This window comes from Paenibacillus sp. J22R160 (assembly GCF_059692135.1).
Genome location: NZ_JCAUAU010000003.1, coordinates 231,124 through 247,740, shown reverse-complemented (window position 1 = coordinate 247,740; position 16,617 = coordinate 231,124). Strand labels below are relative to the sequence as shown.

At 48.1% G+C, this 16,617-nt stretch carries 11 protein-coding genes and 1 pseudogene; 10 read left to right on the top strand and 2 right to left on the bottom strand.

Annotation, left to right across the window (positions count from 1 at the left end; translation table 11 throughout):
* The first annotated feature begins 206 nt into the window (after window positions 1-206).
* The 6 genes from AC58UW_RS08260 (at window position 207) to AC58UW_RS08235 (ending at window position 9,144) form a co-directional block, all read left to right on the top strand.
* Window positions 207-1,061: an ABC transporter permease gene (locus AC58UW_RS08260; RefSeq protein ID WP_497420612.1), complete on the top strand. Its 855-nt coding sequence runs from the start codon at window positions 207-209 to the stop codon at window positions 1,059-1,061.
* A gap of 22 nt (window positions 1,062-1,083) precedes the next feature.
* Window positions 1,084-1,983 carry a carbohydrate ABC transporter permease gene (locus AC58UW_RS08255; RefSeq protein WP_497420213.1) on the top strand — a complete coding sequence of 300 codons (900 nt, stop codon included), beginning with the start codon at window positions 1,084-1,086 and terminating at the stop codon, window positions 1,981-1,983.
* A gap of 115 nt (window positions 1,984-2,098) precedes the next feature.
* Window positions 2,099-3,760, top strand: a complete 1,662-nt coding sequence (locus tag AC58UW_RS08250; RefSeq protein WP_497420212.1) for a type 2 periplasmic-binding domain-containing protein — start codon at window positions 2,099-2,101, stop codon at window positions 3,758-3,760.
* Window positions 3,761-3,837: 77 nt separating this feature from the next.
* On the top strand, window positions 3,838-6,216 hold the full coding sequence (locus AC58UW_RS08245; RefSeq protein ID WP_497420211.1) for a glycosyl hydrolase family 95 catalytic domain-containing protein: 2,379 nt from the start codon (window positions 3,838-3,840) through the stop codon (window positions 6,214-6,216).
* A 1,040-nt stretch (window positions 6,217-7,256) separates the two neighbouring features.
* A complete protein-coding gene (locus AC58UW_RS08240; protein WP_497420210.1) occupies window positions 7,257-8,198 on the top strand; it encodes an aldo/keto reductase family protein in 942 nt (313 codons plus the stop codon).
* A 49-nt stretch (window positions 8,199-8,247) separates the two neighbouring features.
* Window positions 8,248-9,144: an aldo/keto reductase gene (locus AC58UW_RS08235; RefSeq protein WP_497420209.1), complete on the top strand. Its 897-nt coding sequence runs from the start codon at window positions 8,248-8,250 to the stop codon at window positions 9,142-9,144.
* 267 nt (window positions 9,145-9,411) lie between these two features.
* Here AC58UW_RS08235 and AC58UW_RS08230 read toward each other — a convergent pair whose 3' ends face one another.
* Both AC58UW_RS08230 and AC58UW_RS08225 read right to left on the bottom strand, forming a co-directional pair.
* Window positions 9,412-10,254 (bottom strand): WYL domain-containing protein, encoded by an 843-nt coding sequence (locus AC58UW_RS08230; RefSeq protein WP_497420208.1) that lies wholly within the window; start codon window positions 10,252-10,254, stop codon window positions 9,412-9,414.
* A complete protein-coding gene (locus AC58UW_RS08225; protein WP_497420207.1) occupies window positions 10,229-11,554 on the bottom strand; it encodes a helix-turn-helix transcriptional regulator in 1,326 nt (441 codons plus the stop codon). Before AC58UW_RS08225 ends, AC58UW_RS08230 begins: the two co-directional genes overlap by 26 nt.
* A 163-nt stretch (window positions 11,555-11,717) precedes the next feature.
* Here AC58UW_RS08225 and AC58UW_RS08220 point away from each other — a divergent pair, with 163 nt between their 5' ends.
* The 4 genes and pseudogenes from AC58UW_RS08220 to AC58UW_RS08205 form a co-directional block, all read left to right on the top strand.
* Window positions 11,718-13,130, top strand: a complete 1,413-nt coding sequence (locus tag AC58UW_RS08220) for an RtcB family protein (RefSeq protein ID WP_497420611.1) — start codon at window positions 11,718-11,720, stop codon at window positions 13,128-13,130.
* Window positions 13,131-13,424: 294 nt separating this feature from the next.
* Entirely contained in the window at window positions 13,425-14,207 is a 783-nt protein-coding gene (locus AC58UW_RS08215) for a nucleotidyltransferase domain-containing protein (protein WP_497420206.1), read from the top strand.
* 15 nt (window positions 14,208-14,222) lie between these two features.
* Window positions 14,223-15,644, top strand: coding sequence for an RtcB family protein (locus AC58UW_RS08210; RefSeq protein WP_497420205.1), 1,422 nt, complete (start codon window positions 14,223-14,225; stop codon window positions 15,642-15,644).
* Window positions 15,645-16,001: 357 nt separating this feature from the next.
* Window positions 16,002-16,349: pseudogene (locus tag AC58UW_RS08205) on the top strand (TatD family hydrolase); the annotation flags it as partial.
* Between the last annotated feature and the right edge of the window lie 268 nt (window positions 16,350-16,617).

Genomic DNA, 16,617 nt, shown 5'->3' with positions numbered 1-16,617 from the left:
GTGTACGCACTATTTTGAGGTGTACCTTTACGCTGGAGGGGGAAATGTGGTCTTGTAGAGATAGAAAGCGCTACCAAACAGGAGGGATTGATCTGGATACCGTATCCGTCAGAGAAACGCGCGCTCCGAGTGTGGCCAAGAAGAAGTCCAGGCTGTGGATGGAGGCGAGCAAGAGTTTTCGGAAGCACTGGCAGTTCTACTTACTTATTATACCGGCTGTTCTTTACTTTCTAATCTTTAAGTACATTCCGATGGTGAACGCGGTCATCGCCTTCAAGGATTATAGCGTTGTCAAAGGAATTTGGCACAGCCCTTGGGCCGGGTTCAAGCATTTCCATCTCTTCTTCAATAACCCGCAATTTTGGGTGTTGATTAAGAACACGCTGTTTCTTAGTTTATATCAGATCGCTATTGGTTTTCCCGTTCCTATTCTGCTCGCTTTGGCACTAAATGAAATCCGGAACGGCCTTTTCAAAAGAGCCGTTCAACTCGTCACCTACGCGCCTTATTTCATTTCAACCGTTGTAATGGTTTCCATGATTATGCTGCTTCTCTCCCCGAGATTAGGCGTGATCAATATCATTTTACAAAGCTTCGGCTTAGAAACGATCAACTTTCTTGGCATCCCGAGCATGTTCCGTAGTGTCTACGTATGGTCTGACGTATGGCAAGGTGCAGGGTACTCAGCGGTTATTTACTTGGCCGCACTGGCTGGGGTGGACCCGTCGCTCTACGAAGCGGCTAAAGTCGATGGAGCTTCTCGGTTTCAGAAAATAATTCATATTGATATTCCTGGCATTATGCCCACAGCCGTCATCATTTTGATATTAAGCGTAGGGAACATTATGTCTGTCGGGTTTGAAAAAATTTATTTGCTGCAAAATCCGCTTAATCTCGAAACGGCTGAGATTATCGCTACTTATGTCTACAAAATCGGGTTATTGAATGCGAACTTCAGCTTCGCAACGGCAGTCGGTTTATTCAATTCGGTTGTTAACTTGATTCTGCTTTTGCTGGTTAATGCCATAGCCAAAAAAATCTCTAGTACAAGTCTTTGGTAAAAGAAGGGAGAGGACCCGCCAAATGATCAAGATGGGGCGTCGCATTCGTGAATCGACTGGGGACCGGCTGTTCCTTACGGGCGTGTACATTTTTCTGGGGATCGCACTGATCGTCGTTCTTTATCCGCTAGTATTCATTGTCAGCTCTTCCTTAAGCAGTCCGCTCGCTGTTTCATCAGGACGTGTATGGTTATGGCCAGTGGATCTTACATTCGTAGGATACAAGGTTGTATTAAGCAATCCGCAGGTACTTCAGGGCTATGGAAATTCGTTATTCTATGCCTTCTTCGGCACATTAATTAGCGTAACGTTAACGATTATTTTGGCTTATCCGCTATCTCGAAGAACCTTTTTTGGACGCAGCGCACTTATGATGTTCATTACCTTTACGATGCTATTCTCTGGCGGTCTGATTCCTACCTATTTGGTCGTCAAACAGCTTGGTCTGCTCGATACGAGGTGGGCCCTGCTTATCCCGCAAGCCATCTGGGTATGGCAAATCATTATTGCCAGGACGTTTTTCCAATCTTCCATTCCGGATGAACTGGCGGAAGCGAGCGAAATGGATGGTTGCAGCGACTTTCGTTTTCTGTGGAGTGTTGTGCTTCCCTTGTCCAAACCTATCATCGCTGTGCTGATTTTGATGTATGCCATCGGGCAGTGGAATGCTTACTTTGATGCTTTGATCTATTTGAAAACACAAAGTTTATACCCGTTACAGTTGATTCTTCGCAGTATTCTGATTCTCAATTCGGCGGCGTCAGGCAACATTGATGCGGCTGAGCAGCTGAGGAGACAGCAGTTTGCCGATTTGACCAAATACTCGCTCATTGTCATAGCAAGCTTACCCGTTTTGATCATTTATCCTTTTGTACAGCGGTATTTCGTAAAAGGGATGCTGATTGGCTCTGTGAAAGGATAAGAGACACCTAAGAGAGGAGGCGGTGCGACTCGGGATCACACGGAACAAGGCTTGAAAACTTGGATAAAAGCACATGCAGGGGTTACCATTTGACAACGAAAGGGAGAGGGCGCATTTGAAAAAAACAGTTTCAACTTTATGGATAATGCTGCTAACGATCAGCTTAGTTCTCACAGCTTGTACATCCCCAACTGCTTCTGATACCAGTACGCCAGGCGCAACGAACGCTGCGAAACCATCGGAGGGCACGGGCGCTCCGGTTCCGATCAAGATTTTTGCCCAACAAGACGCGAATATCGATCTGGCGACTAACAGCTTCTCCAAATTTGCAGAGCAGAAATTTAATATTAAATTTTCATGGCAGACGGTTCCTTTCGATGGTGCAGCTGAGAAAAGACAAATTTCACTGGCCAGCGGCGATTATCCGGATCTGTACATGCTGATTCCGTGGGTTGATAAATTTTCACAAACCGATATTCTTCGATATTCCCAGCAAGGCGTGATTCTTCCGCTTGACGATCTCATTAAGCAATATGCGCCTAATGTTCAATCTGCTTTGGATAAATATCCTTACTTTAAGGCGATGAACACCGCGCCGGACGGCAAAATATATGGTTTAACGCAATTGGTCGAGTGCTACCACTGTTCGTATCCAAATAAAATGTGGATCAATTCGTCCTGGCTGAAAAAGCTGAATCTAACCATGCCCAAAACGCTGGATGACTACAAAAAGGTATTGGAAGCGTTCAAGACCAAAGACCCGAACGGCAATGGCAAAGCGGATGAAGTACCGCTTAGCGGATCTATCGAGGATTATGGGGTTCACATCATCCCTTACTTTATGAATGGGTATATCTATGACGACGATCGCACTTATCTCCTGCTGAACAATGGGAAAGTGGATGTAGCAGCAAACAAGGAAGAATGGAAGCAAGGCTTGCAGTTCGTGAAGTCCATGTATGACGGAGGCTTAATTGATAAGGGGGCATTTACACAAAATGCTACAGCCTACAAGAAAATTGGCGACAATGCGGATGCGCAAATTCTGGGCGCCGGCGCCGCTATGCACCCTTACATTTTCGTCACGGGCGGATCGGATAATTCTAAAACGTATGATGCCGTTCCACCACTGATAGGGCCGAATGGGGCGTTTGCGACTTATAATTATCCCAGCGATCCAGGTGCAACCTTCGTTCTTACGAATAAAGCAAGCAAGGAAGCTCAAATCGCAGCCATTAAATTAGTCGATTACATGTTTACGCAGGAAGGCCAAATCCGCGGTCACTTCGGCGAAGAAGGGAAGGACTGGCGGAAACCGAAGGATGGCGATTCTCCTGTAGAGAAGTCAGCGACTCCTCTTCTGGCGACGATTCCAACGCCGACGGGGGAAACCCCGCACAACTCGGCTTGGGGCCCGATGGCCCAATATTTCCAACCGAAGGCATTCCGGGATAGCTGGGTTGCGGCTACGGATATCTATGACACAACTGGCTATGAGCGCAGATTGCAAGAAGCTACGCATGTGTATGATGGCAAGCAGCCAAAAGATGTATTCCCGCACTGGGCGATCTGGATCGATCCGTCAACAGCGGACGAAGCTGCTATGCTGAAAACGAATATTAAAAACTACATCGATCAGAATTCGCTGCAGTTCGTCACAGGCGCCAAAGATTTGAACAAGGATTGGGATGCCTATGTAGCCGGTTTGAATAAATTAAACCTCAAACGCTACATGGAAATCATGCAGCAATCCTACGATAAATCATTTAAAAAATAAGGCGATGGTCCTGTACGGCCCAGGTGGTCGTACAGGACTTTTACGCTGCCACATGATGGATAAGGGAGAGAGTAACCATGAATAGAAATGAGCAAGCGAAGCGACACCCAATTAGCTATGAGAAGCCGGCGCCTGACTTTTTTGAGGGCGCATTGATGGGGAACGGCGGCCTTGGCGCCGTGGTCACAACACGTCCAGATGCGGTTGTCATCCATTTTGGACATAACAATGTGTGGGACATCCGAATTGCAGAGAATAATCAAGACAAGATTGGGACTTTTCAAGACGTATTCGAGCAATTGAAGCAGATTCCGAATGATTTGGAAACGTTCCGAGAGAACGATTGGTATCGCGAATACTGTGATATGACGGCAGAGAACTACAGCAAGCCATATCCTCGGCCTATGCCGTGCGGCTCGCTTCTCCTCGGCTATGATCGGCGCAAGGCGGAAGTGTTAGGCCATACAATACATATTCACAATGGTCTTTGTGAAGTTTATTTCAAGCTGGAGGCGGGGGAGGCCACCTTGCAATTGTTTATCGAGCCTGAGGCGGATCGGATGTGGATGAAGCTTGTTTCGCCGGAAGGCGCCATCGGCGGACTGTTCGATCGGGTCAAGCTCATCCCCGATCCAGATACGCCGAAGGAACTGCCGCTTGCGCAGATGGCGGTAGAGGCTGAGCGGAGTCAACTCAGCTTCAGGCAGACGCTTCCTTGTGCGCCAGAGGGGAAAGAGCGTGATCCGAAGGACAAAGTGTTCCGCTTGGATGTTCGTGTAGCCGAGGGCATCGAAGCTGCGGATACCGCAGGCGGCGTACAAGCTAAGCTGCTCCAAACTGCGCCGTTCCTGGCTTGCGTGGAGCTGACAGAAGGCTTAGATAGTTCCGTTACTGCAGGGCTGCAGGAGCTGATAGCCCCTACGGAGCAAGGGATTGCCGCCGCCTTGGCTGCTTGCGAGAACAATTGGACATCGTACTGGAATTGCTCAGGCGTGAGTCTCGGCGATGAATTCCTAGAGCGAATCTGGTATTGGAATTTATATTTCTATCACTGCTCTGTCAAACCCGAAGCGACCTGTCCGGGTCTGTTCGCGAATTGGAGCTACCGTTCCATTGGCTCGGAGTGGCATGGCGATTACCATATGAATTACAATACGCAGCAGCCGTTCTGGCTTGCTTTTTCCAGTAATCATGTCGATAAGCATCTGGCTTATGTCAACATGGTAGATCATGTTCTTCCTGTGAGCCGAAAATGGGCAAGCGAATACTACGGCATGCGTGGAGCCTATTATCCGCACTCCGCTTACCCTGTCGAAATGAACATAATGCCTTATCCAGTGCCGCATTGGGGCTGGGAAGTCTGTGAAACTCCGTGGACGGTGCAGAGCCTGTGGTGGCATTACCTTTACACGATGGACCAGGATTTCCTGGCGAATCGAGCTTTTGTGCCAATCAAGGAAGCCGTGTTGTTTATGGCCGATTACATGAGCAGGCCGGATACGCACGGGGAGGCGTGGGGGGATGACCGTTATCACATTTTCCCTACTGTTGTTCCTGAGCTGTATGAATTGACGCCTGGTTTCAAGAGGAATTACGATTGCCTTGTTGATTTGACGCTGACCAAATTTGTATTTCATGCCTTTAAGGAGGCTTGTGAAACACTCGGTGTAGAGCAAGAAGAGGCAGCACTGCTAAGTAGCGTTCAAGAGATACTAAGCAAATTCCCTGAATACCCAACGGCGGAATCGCAGCGTGGTACAGTGTTCGTCTCCGTACCAGGGGAGGATGCAGAGGTTGTCTATAACACGCCAAACGGTATTATGACGATTTTCCCAGGGGAGGAGCATGGCCTTCACTCAACAGGTGAAGCGTACCAAACGGCGGTCAATTCCTATCTGAATCATCGGAATGAAGGCGGCAACGAGCTTGTTTTCTATCATCTTGCAGGAGCACGAATGGGACATCTGGATCTGGAAAAGTTCAAACGGCAAATTAGCTACTGCCTGCTGCCTAACGGCACGTGCACGGACCGTGTTCTGCTGTCCGGCGGTAGGTACAGTGATACACTGAGCTTTGATTTTATGAGCAGGGTCGGCATTTGGTTCGAGAACTTCGCGCTGCCGGTCGTCATTAATGAGTGCCTGCTGCAGAGCTATAACGGTATTCTTCGCCTGTTCCCGAACTGGCCTAGCGAGCAGGATGCCGAATTTGCCACGCTACGGGCGGTTGGAGCTTTTCTGGTGAGCGCATCGATTTCTGGCGGCGAAGTGCAGTGGGTTGAGATCGAGAGTGAAGCGGGTGCTGAGCTGAGGTTCTACAATCCATGGGAGCACGGGGCTGTGTGCAAGCAAGCAAGCGGAGATGTAACCAGCTATGATGACATCGTTCAGTTGTCTACAAGCCCGGGCGAGAGAATCCGGTTGGTGAAAGCTAACGCTAAAGTTGCGGCGAGTTAAACATAATAGGGCCTGATCTCTGAGCCGAAGGGCTGGGAATCAGGCTTTTTTCTATCGCAAATTAGGTGCGCTTGCTGGCGTGGTGTGTCGGAGACCGCCCCCCCCTCCCCCCCCCACGAAGCTTAACATAAACGCTGATTTCACCAGCGTTCACACGCTCAACCCACCGAAAGTCGCACATAGCTCGCTCTTAAACTAGCCTAACAGTTGAGGGGGAAATTGCCCCCTCTCGAATACCCCCATCGGCTAAGCATGGCCGCTGATGGGAACTACAGGGCGCTATTTCTGCGAAATGCGCCCATTTTCACAGAGAAGGGGAACTATGATCCGCTTTTTCAAGCTATTTGGCGTAATTTCCGCCAAATACGGTGAAATAGCGCTTTGTAGTTCCCCAACATCAACCCTATCGCCGCTTTCTGCGAAATAGCGACCTATAGTTCCTCAAAGGTGGCAGAACCAGCCACCTTAACTCAATCATGAGGCTGAGCGCCCCCACGACGCATCTCTTGACCGTTGATTTCACCAGCGTTCACACGCTCACCCCTCCGAAAGTCGCACATAGCTCGCTCTTAAACTAGCCTAACAGTTGAGGGGGAATTTGCCCCTCGCGAATACCCCCATCAGCTAAGCATGGCCGCTGATGGGAACTACAGGGCGCTATTTCTGCGAAGTGCGCCCATTTTCACAGAGAAGGGGAACTATGATCCGCTATTTCAAGCTATTTGGCGTAATTTCGCCAAATACGGTGAAATAGCGTCCTGTAGTTCCCCAACATCAACCCTATCGCCGCTTTCTGCGAAATAGCGACCTATAGTTCCTCAAAGGTGGCAGAACCAGCCACCTTAACTCAATCGTGAGGCTGAGCGCCCCCCACGAAGCTTCGCTTTTAAACAATTGAGGGGGTAATTACTAGTTACCTATAAGTAACTAACTTAATTATTTGATATTATGTGAGAAACTTTTCACTACTTATATTCCTTAACCAACTATTGATATAATAGTAGAGCCTGAAATTGAAAGTATTAGGAGGATGAAATGAGATGAAATATCGTAAATTAGGGCTTTCAGGATTAAACGTAAGTGAAATTAGTTTAGGCAGCTGGTTGACATATGGTGGTTACGTTGAGCGTGAGAATGCAGTCAACTCCATTCATAAAGCTTATGAATTGGGGATTAATTTTTTTGATACAGCGAATGTGTATGAGCGTGGTGAAGCCGAGAAAGTCGTGGGCGAGGTTCTGAAAAATTATCCGCGTCATTCCTACGTGCTTGCTACCAAGGTGTTCGGTAAAATGGGTGACGGACCTAATGATAAAGGTCTTTCTCGCAAGCATATTTTTGAACAGCTCCATGCGAGTTTACAGCGGCTTGGCACGGACTATGTGGACGTGTATTATTGCCACCGCTATGATACAGAAACACCAATTGAAGAAACACTGCGGGCACTCGATGATCTCGTTACACAAGGGAAAGCGCTGTATATCGGGGTAAGTGAATGGACAGCCACTCAAATGGCCCAAGCATTAGCCGTAGCTGATAAATATTTATTGGATAAGATCATCGTAAATCAGCCTATTTATAACCTCTTTAACCGTTATATCGAGAAAGAGGTTATTCCTTTAGGTGAAAAACAGGGGATTGGTCAAGTAGTCTTCTCGCCATTGGCGCAAGGCTTGCTAACGGGTAAATACAAATCCGTTTCTGACATTCCTCAAGATAGCCGAGCAGCGAAGCTGGATAATTTCCGCAAAGGTTTGACCGAGGAGAATATTGCTAAAGTTCAACAACTTGAAGCGGTTGCTGCAGATTTGAACATTTCTATCGGGAACTTAGCGCTTGCTTGGATCTTGCGTCAGCCGAATGTTTCTAGCGCTTTAGTAGGTGCGAGCCGTCCTGAACAGGTTGAAGACAATGCGAAAGCTTCGGATATTACATTATCTACTGACGTTTTAGAGCGTGTAGAAGCGATAATGACGAAGTAATAATAACGAAGTAATAATGACCAAATCTCTTCAAAGGAGAATAGCTAACATGGAAAAGCGTCTTTATGGCAAAACAGGCATGCAAGTTAGCGTTCTAGGCTTTGGTGGCGCCGAAATCGGTTTTTCTTCGGCTTCATCGGAAGACGTGGACAAGCTTCTAGGCAGTGCGCTAGATGCTGGTCTAAACGTGATCGATACAGCTGAATGCTATAACGTCAGCGAAGAGTTAATCGGTAAAACGGTATCGCACCGCCGGGATGACTACTATTTATTCACCAAATGCGGCCATGCATCTGGCCTTGATCTCCCTGATTGGGATCCTAAGCTGTTAGAACTAAGCATTGACCGCAGCTTAAAACGTCTGAACACGGACTATATCGACGTGATTCATTTGCACAGCTGCTCGGAAGAATTACTTCGGCGAGGCGAAGTCATTGAGGTTTTACAGCGCGCGAAGGAGCAAGGGAAAACGCGTTTCATCGGCTACAGCGGTGATCACATAGCGGCTCAGTATGCGGTTCAATCCGGCTTATTCGATTCGTTGGAGACCTCGATCAATATTGCCGATCAAGAAGCTATCGAGCTTACGATCCCGGAAGCTATTGAAAGAGGCATGGGTGTGGTTGTGAAACGCCCTATTGCAAATGCAGCTTGGAAAACGGGCAAGAAGCCGGAGAGTGCCTATCATCATGCTTATTGGGATCGTCTGCAACAATTGAAATACGATTTTCTGCAGACGGAACTGCAGGAATCTATTGAAGTTGCTCTGCGTTTCACGCTGTCTGTGCCAGGTGTCCATACCGCTATTGTCGGTACGGCTAATCCGGGGCGTTGGCTGGAAAATGCGAAGCTGCTGGAACGAGGGAATTTACCGCAAGAAGCATATGATACTATTCGTAAAAGATGGCAGGAGATTGCTGAAGTCGATTGGATCGGCAAAGGTTAAACAGGTATGCCTTCAAAAGGCTGCCTCAAAAGTTAAAAAAGAGGCTCTCCCTCAGTCATTGATGACTTTTGGGGAAGCCTCTTTTTCTGGCGTGTGAAGATCGGTAGCTACCGACGAGTTAGCTGTAGTTTTTACCGCTATTTTATTCCTTGCCACTGTGCAACGCAGATTAACGGTAGTTTTTACATCTGTTTCAGCTGTGCCACCCTCAATCGGATCGTTCTGTTGGAATTGGGATGACTTTGGGAGCGCTCCTTTTTTACATCCTCACAAGCTTCCTCCTGCGGCATCCTCAGCAGACTCGACTCCAACTGTCCTTTCATACCTAGCCAATGCCCTCTGAGCAGACTCCAGCATCCTCTTTTGCAAATACTCGCCTTGCGTGACTCGCACCCTTTTGCCGAGGAACCGCAGCTTGCTTAACACATATTCGGCTTCATTGTTTAGATACGTTAGTCGGATAGTATAGGTACCCTCTTTGTCGTCATAATCGACTTGCTTCTCGAAGCAAGAGAACGCATATAGAATCCGTGACAATTCCCGATTGTATGTTTTGATGACAGTGATGGTTGCTTGAATGTGACGTTTTTGCAGCAGCTTTTCAATTTGTACTTGTACTTGGGCAGCCCGCTCGGGGGAGAATGGCAGATCATGAATGGCTTCAATGTTGTCCAGCTTTGAGCTCATCATTGTCCGGTGTCTGAGATGATACCAGAGCAAGTACCAATCTTTTTTGACCTGCGAATATTCGAGTTTGTACGGAAAAGCCATTTCATTGGTAAAAGTACGCTCATCCTTCACCCGATAAGTAAGCCTGATAGCACCTTGTCGTGTAATCACTCGGCGGAGTGTGCGCAGCTGTGGATGAAACACATGTATTTCTTTACTTCTCGCTTTCTCCGTGAACGCTTCAGACAAATCCAAGGCAGGTTCAATATCCAGAACCCTCTGAAGCTTCTCCAGCGCAGCAGGTGTGAAGGCATGCAAGGCAGCGCTGTGACTCAGCATCGTTTTCAGCCATGACCGCTCCACAGAAGTCACCATGAACGTTCCTGAATTTTCTAATCTCGTGATCATATCATAGTTAAATATTTTCTCGAACAGGTTCATAATAGCCCGATAACTCCTTCCACTCCGCAATCATCTCCTGCCGGAATTCGCTAGGTTCCAGCACCTCACAGCTCGATCCAAAACTTCGAATCCAAGGCTTTATTTCCGTAGTCCCATTGACGGTGATCTCGTAAACGAACGAATCTTCCAGCTCCTCGGTGATTTCTCCCCATTGCCCTTGAAGATGTACGCGCTCTTTGATGAAATTTGGTCCAGATCGGCCAGGGTTGTAGAAGCGCACTTTTACCGCAACGGCACTCCCTGTGTCTATGACCCAGCTTAGCTTGATTCGCTCTTCTAAATCCAACCTTCTCTCATTGAAAAAAGCGGCATCGACCAGCTCGTCATGCTCAATCTGTGTCATTCCTTCGATCCGGAATTTACGGATGCCATGCCGCGAATCATGGGCCAGCAAATACCATCGACCATATTGGTGATCGTGCACGATTCGCAGTGGCAGCGCCTTCTGCAGCTTACCTTCCATTTCCCGTTCGAATAAGGGATTCGTATTTTTTGAAGCGTAAGATTGGCCGTTTTTGGGTGAAAAATAAAGAAATTGGACCTTGCGCCGCTGAGTAATCGCTGATAACAATCCGGACAAATGGGCTTCGTCCAAAATCCGGGAGTAATACTGATATTTATACAGAAATGGCTCTGCAGCCATTAGTTCGGCTGAGGTCCGATTCATATGCTTTTTAAGCCCGTCACGAAGTAAATAGCCTTGCACAGAAGGGACCTGAGTATTGGCCATCACATCTATAAAATCATAGAGATCAATAAGCTCATCTTGCGAAAGCTCGTCTATGAACGCATTGTGCATGCGGTACCGATAGGGGCGTGACACCGAGGTTTTCGTAATGACGCCGACTTCCTCCAGATATTTCAGATCGTTTCGAATCGTTTTCTCATCCGGAAGAGCTGCCTCGCTGGGGATACCTTTACTGCAAGCTTCAAGCAATTCAATAGCGGTCAAAGGCTGCTCATTCAAAGCCGCTAGCAGTGCAGCGATCCGCTGGCTTTCCGACTCTTTCAGCGATTTGGCCCGGAATAAGAACAGCAGCATAGGGTCTGTTGAATCGAAATAACTGTAGCGCATCATATCGGCGAATTCTTTGCGCTGTGTATCCGGTGCTTGCTGGTACACGTGCGAGATGATTTCTTTTAATCGGCGTAATGTTTTATCAAAGGTATGCACCGAAATCCCGAGTCTCTCAGCAAATTGCTGCCGGCTGTATGCCCCGTTTGTCAGCACGAACATCCGCAGAAACTGAATTTCTTTATCAAAGCTTTCCCTAGCCACACAATCCCCTCGCTCTTCCTCTAGCCTGATCTTATTGTAGCAGGGCTGCGTTTAGGAGAAAATGGAAAACTTTTCGGTTGTCGTCATACTTTCGCCATGTTCGTCTCATCCTAAATAAGCGATGATAGGTGCAGAAGACAAACGGAGGAGAACCGATATGGAAATGAAAATGAATCATCACGGCAACAATCATTATGAAATGGAGCTGGCGCATGGCCGCCTTCACGTTTTTGCTAACAACGAGGTGTTCCAATCTTTTGAGAATCGTGTCTATGAAATGGCGGACAACAATCTGCGGATTCCCCGCAATTTGCATATGAGCTACACGCCGGATGCCCACGTGGGGATTGGAACTTGCATCGGTACAACAGCAGTTTGGGGTCTAAAAGACGGCTTCGTTTCCCCCTCCATTGTGGGCGTGGACATCGGCTGCGGGATGCGCGTTCATACAACGTCACTGCACAAAAAAGATATCCAAGACAAGGGTGTGCGCCGGGAATTGATCAAAGCTATTGAGAAGTATGTACCGACGAATGAGCGCACAAACACAAATTACGCTGATATTGACATTATGGAAGTCGTGAAACATGGGTTGAAAGGACTTCCAGAATCGTATATCCCGAGTGAACGGTGGTTGACGCATGTCGAGGAATCTACCTTCCAGTTCGACCCTACTTACCTCGAAAGATTGCCTGAAAAAATCGGCAAATATGCGCATGGCCAGCTAGGAACGCTAGGTGGAGGAAATCATTTTATTGAGATCCAATACTTGGAGATTGCCGAAAAGCACCAACAGTTGGCAGCACAGTGGGGATTATTCGATGGTCAAGTGGTCGTCATGATCCACTCCGGCTCTCGTGCATGGGGGGCTAGATTAGGCCAAGAGTTTACCAAAGTTTTCAGAGAAGCGATGCAAAGCTGGGGGATTGAAAATCCTGACCGCAATCTCTTGTATGCTCCGATTTCGAGCGTTGAAGGCCAGACTTACTTAAATCTGATGTATTCCGCCTTAAATTTTGCGGTAAGTAACCGGCACATGATTGCCTTCGGCGTGCGTGAAGCATTCAGGGAGGTTTTTGGCGAAAAGGAAGAGCTGCCTGTGCTCTACGATCTCATGCATAACTATGCGCTAAAGGAATTTCATCGCAATCAGCCGATGCTTGTTCACCGCAAGGGAGCGACAAGGGCGCTGCCAGCGGGACATTTTCTAAATACCGCCGCGTACAAAGCTACCGGTCATCCGGCCTTGATTCCGGGTTCGATGGGAACCTCCTCTTTTATCATGGTGGGAAGAGAGGAAGGGCTCAAGAACTTTTACTCCATATGCCATGGCGCCGGCCGTGCCAGATCACGAAGAGCAACGAAAGAGTTGGTCACAGTCGATGAATTCGCGCAATCGCTCAAAGTGGGTACAGAGGAAGAAATACTAGTAAACCATCGTTCCCTGCAAACGATTCTGGATGAGTGTCCGCAAGCCTATAAGGATGTGGATCAGATCATTGACAGTGTGGTTGGCGCTTCCCTTGCGGATGTGGTGGCGACTTGTAAGCCTATGGTTGGGATCAAAGGGGTGTAGACAAATAAGTATAACTAATCTTTCCGCCTTAGGGTGATTGACGTGGTGTAGGTTTGGCTCGTATGATGTTTGTAAATGAATGGGAAGGAGGCCGACGATATGATTCGCAATCAAATTTCTATCCGTAACGTGACAATAGAATTAAGCAGATTACCTTCGGTCTCAGCCGGGTTTGTGACGAATACGTAAGTCCTCTGTGGAGTGGCTTCGTTTAAATTTGACATGAAAAGCCGTAGACGCTGTTGGTCTATGGCTTTTTTGTATGCGCATTTTGAAGAAGAAAGGGTGAGTAGGGTGACGTTGGATCTTAGCAAAATACACGCAGAGCTTAAACAAATCGAACAAGCGGAAGGCGTTCGGATCATATATGCCTGTGAATCTGGCAGTAGGGCGTGGGGATTTCCGTCCAAGGATAGTGATTATGATGTGAGGTTCATCTATGTAAGACCAGTGGAATGGTACTTGTCTATCCTAGAGAAACGGGATGTGATCGAGCGCCCAATCAGCGATCTTCTCGACATCAACGGTTGGGATTTGAAGAAGGCGTTGAATTTGTTTCGTAAATCGAACCCGCCACTGCTCGAATGGCTTCAATCGCCGATTCTATATCTAGAGTCGTTCAGCGTGACAGAGAAGATCCGCCAGCTCTCTTCACTGACTTTTTCCCCGCGATCGACTATGTATCACTACTTGCACATGGCTAAAGGAAATTTCCGGGAGTATTTGCAAGGCGATCTCGTTAAAATCAAAAAATATTTCTATGTGCTGCGGCCCATACTCGCATGCGGATGGATTGAGAAGTATGGCACGATGCCGCCGATGGAATTTGAAGAGCTCGTGGAGCAAATGCTTCCAATCTCGACATTAAAACAAGAAGTATACACCTTGTTGACTCGCAAAAAGGCTGGCGTCGAATTCGACTTAGAGCCGAAAATATCGGTGATCAATGACTTTTTAGAGCGGCAAATCGCTTATTTTGAAGAAACCGCCATACACATTTCAGTCTCTGGAGAAAAGCAGGATCATGCTTTAGATGTTTTGTTCCGAGATGCGCTGAGGGAGGTTTGGGGTTCATAGAGAGGATAAACGTAAATGAAAGAAAATTATGTCCAACAGGTTCAGCTTCCTTCGGGGGTTGTCCATGTTTATGCAGCGCCTGAGCTGTTTAAAACGTTAGATTATCAAATTTTTCAGATGGCTAACAACAATTTGCAGATTCCGAATCAAAAATTTATGAGCTACACGCCAGACGTACATGTCGGTGTAGGCACTTGCATCGGTACAACGGCTGCTTGGCAGACCCACGATGGTTATGTGTCGCCGTCAATTGTCGGCAGCGATATCGGCTGCGGCATGAGAGTGCATCTGACGAATCTGCATAAGGATGAGCTCAAAGATGTGAAGCTGCGCCGCAAACTCGTGAAGACCATTGAGAAATATTTGCCTGTGGAGGATCACGCGCGTGGTCACTTCTCCGATGTCCGTTTGGAGCATGTTGTGACCAAAGGTCTGCACGGCTTGCCGAAAAAATATATCCCGGATGGCTACACACCTAGGAAGGCGACTTCCCTTACCCATGTCGAGTGCAGCAAATTTACATTGGATGAAAATGTGTTGAATCGCTTCCCGAATGCGGTCTGGCATCGTTCGCACCGTCAGCTCGGCACGCTGGGCAATGGGAACCATTTCGCCGAAATACAAGCGATTGAGATCGCTGAAGAGAACCGCGAAGTGGCGGAAGCATGGGGCCTGTTTGACGGCCAAGTCGTTGTGATGATCCATTCCGGATCACGCGCTTGGGGCGGCTCCGTCAGCCAAGTAAGCAGCAGCGACATGGTGAAAGTCATGCGGACGCTGGGATTAGGAACCGCAGATCCGAAGCTGCTTTTTGCTCCACTCGAGCATTCGGCAGCTCAGACCTACGTTAACTTGATGTATTCAGCGCTGAATTATGCCGTTGTGAATCGCCATCTCATCGCTTATGCGATTCGTGAGGCTGGAAAAGATGTTTTTGGCTCAAAGTTTGAAATGACGACCTTATATGATCTCATGCATAACTATGCCTGGGAGGAGAAACATGAGGGCGAGTCCTACTTTGTACATCGCAAAGGGGCGACGCGTTCGCTCCCCGCAGGGCACCCGGATAATCCGCAGCCCTATGTGCACACGGGTCACCCCGCGCTGATTCCGGGTTCGATGGGAACGGCTTCCTATATCATGGTTGGAGCGCCAGGCGGTCAAGCCAACTTTCACTCGATCTGCCATGGCGCAGGCCGCATCCGCTCGCGAAGTGCAACGAAAAGGCTGATTACGCTGAGCGAATTTGCCGCCTCCATGCGTGTCGGGACCATGGATGAAATCGTTGTGAATCAAAAGTCATTAGAGGCCATTCTTGATGAATCACCTCAAGCTTACAAAGATGTCGATCAAATTATAGAGAGTGTCGTCGGAGCGGATTTGGCTCAGGTTGTAGCAAAGTGCAAGCCCATGGCGACAGTAAAAGGTGCCAAATGAAGAGGGATTACAAGGTGAAACTAAGAGAAGTAACTGCGGCGGCTGTATCCGTTCCCAGAACCGCGCAGGGCGTTTTGACCGCGCCTACGAAATTAAGCTTCTTGATGTGCAGCTTCGGCAGATATATTGGGAGCAAAAAGGGATTGGCAGACTGTTAACCGATGATGTAATGATGGTAACGGCGAAGCAGACGGAAGGATTTACTTTTGCCCAGTTAAATGAATTGTACACAGCAGCAGCGCTTCAATGGCATTACGAGCAGACTGTGGATATAGACAAGCTGGTGAAGTCAATGAAATCAGATTTGCAAAAGGGGCAGTCGATGTCATGGCTGAAGGATGACTCGGAGGTTCGGGTTGGATTTATGAGGCTGTTGTCCATTGTTTCACGGGGTCAGCTCAGGAGCTTGAAGTCTATCTGCAGTTGGGCATGCATATTGGGATTACCGGTTGGATTTGCGATGAACGTAGAGGCAAGCATCTGCGTGAGCTGGTGAAGCGAATACCGTTGGATCGTCTGATGCTGGAAACCGATGCCCCTTTCCTGACGCCTCGTGATTTGCCTGTTATGCCGCAGGATGGCCGGAATGAGCCGGTGTTTCTTCCTCATGTGGCAGCAAGCGTTGTTGCATGTTTAGGTATTACGGTGGAGGAGGTTGCGGAAGCAACAACGGGTACGGCGAAGGCATTTTTTGGACTGAGCTAGCGTTCAGGCTGGAGATTGAGGGAACTATAGGTCGCTATTTCTTTGAAATGCTGCCTATACGCGTGGAGGGGGAACTGTGGTCCGCTATCTGTCCGTTTTCGAAGAGAAAACGGGGTTTGGCGGGCGAATAAAGCCCTGTAGTTCCTCTTGGATGCGGAAAAGGGCTGAATTTGCTGAATAGCGGACTGTAGTTCCTCAAAGGTGTCCGGGCAGTCAACGTGATAGCGGGAAATTTTGAGTGAAGAGGCGAATCTATGAATGAATTCAG

Excerpts from the sequence above, each read along its gene's own strand:
- AC58UW_RS08245 (WP_497420211.1), top strand. The coding sequence starts at position 3,838 with ATGAATAGAAATGAGCAAGCGAAGCGACACCCAATTAGCTATGAGAAG.
- AC58UW_RS08220 (WP_497420611.1), top strand. The coding sequence starts at position 11,718 with ATGAAAATGAATCATCACGGCAACAATCATTATGAAATGGAGCTGGCG.
- AC58UW_RS08230 (WP_497420208.1), bottom strand. The coding sequence starts at position 10,254 with ATGAACCTGTTCGAGAAAATATTTAACTATGATATGATCACGAGATTA.
- AC58UW_RS08235 (WP_497420209.1), top strand. The coding sequence starts at position 8,248 with ATGGAAAAGCGTCTTTATGGCAAAACAGGCATGCAAGTTAGCGTTCTA.
- AC58UW_RS08240 (WP_497420210.1), top strand. The coding sequence starts at position 7,257 with ATGAAATATCGTAAATTAGGGCTTTCAGGATTAAACGTAAGTGAAATT.
- AC58UW_RS08255 (WP_497420213.1), top strand. The coding sequence starts at position 1,084 with ATGATCAAGATGGGGCGTCGCATTCGTGAATCGACTGGGGACCGGCTG.
- AC58UW_RS08210 (WP_497420205.1), top strand. The coding sequence starts at position 14,223 with ATGAAAGAAAATTATGTCCAACAGGTTCAGCTTCCTTCGGGGGTTGTC.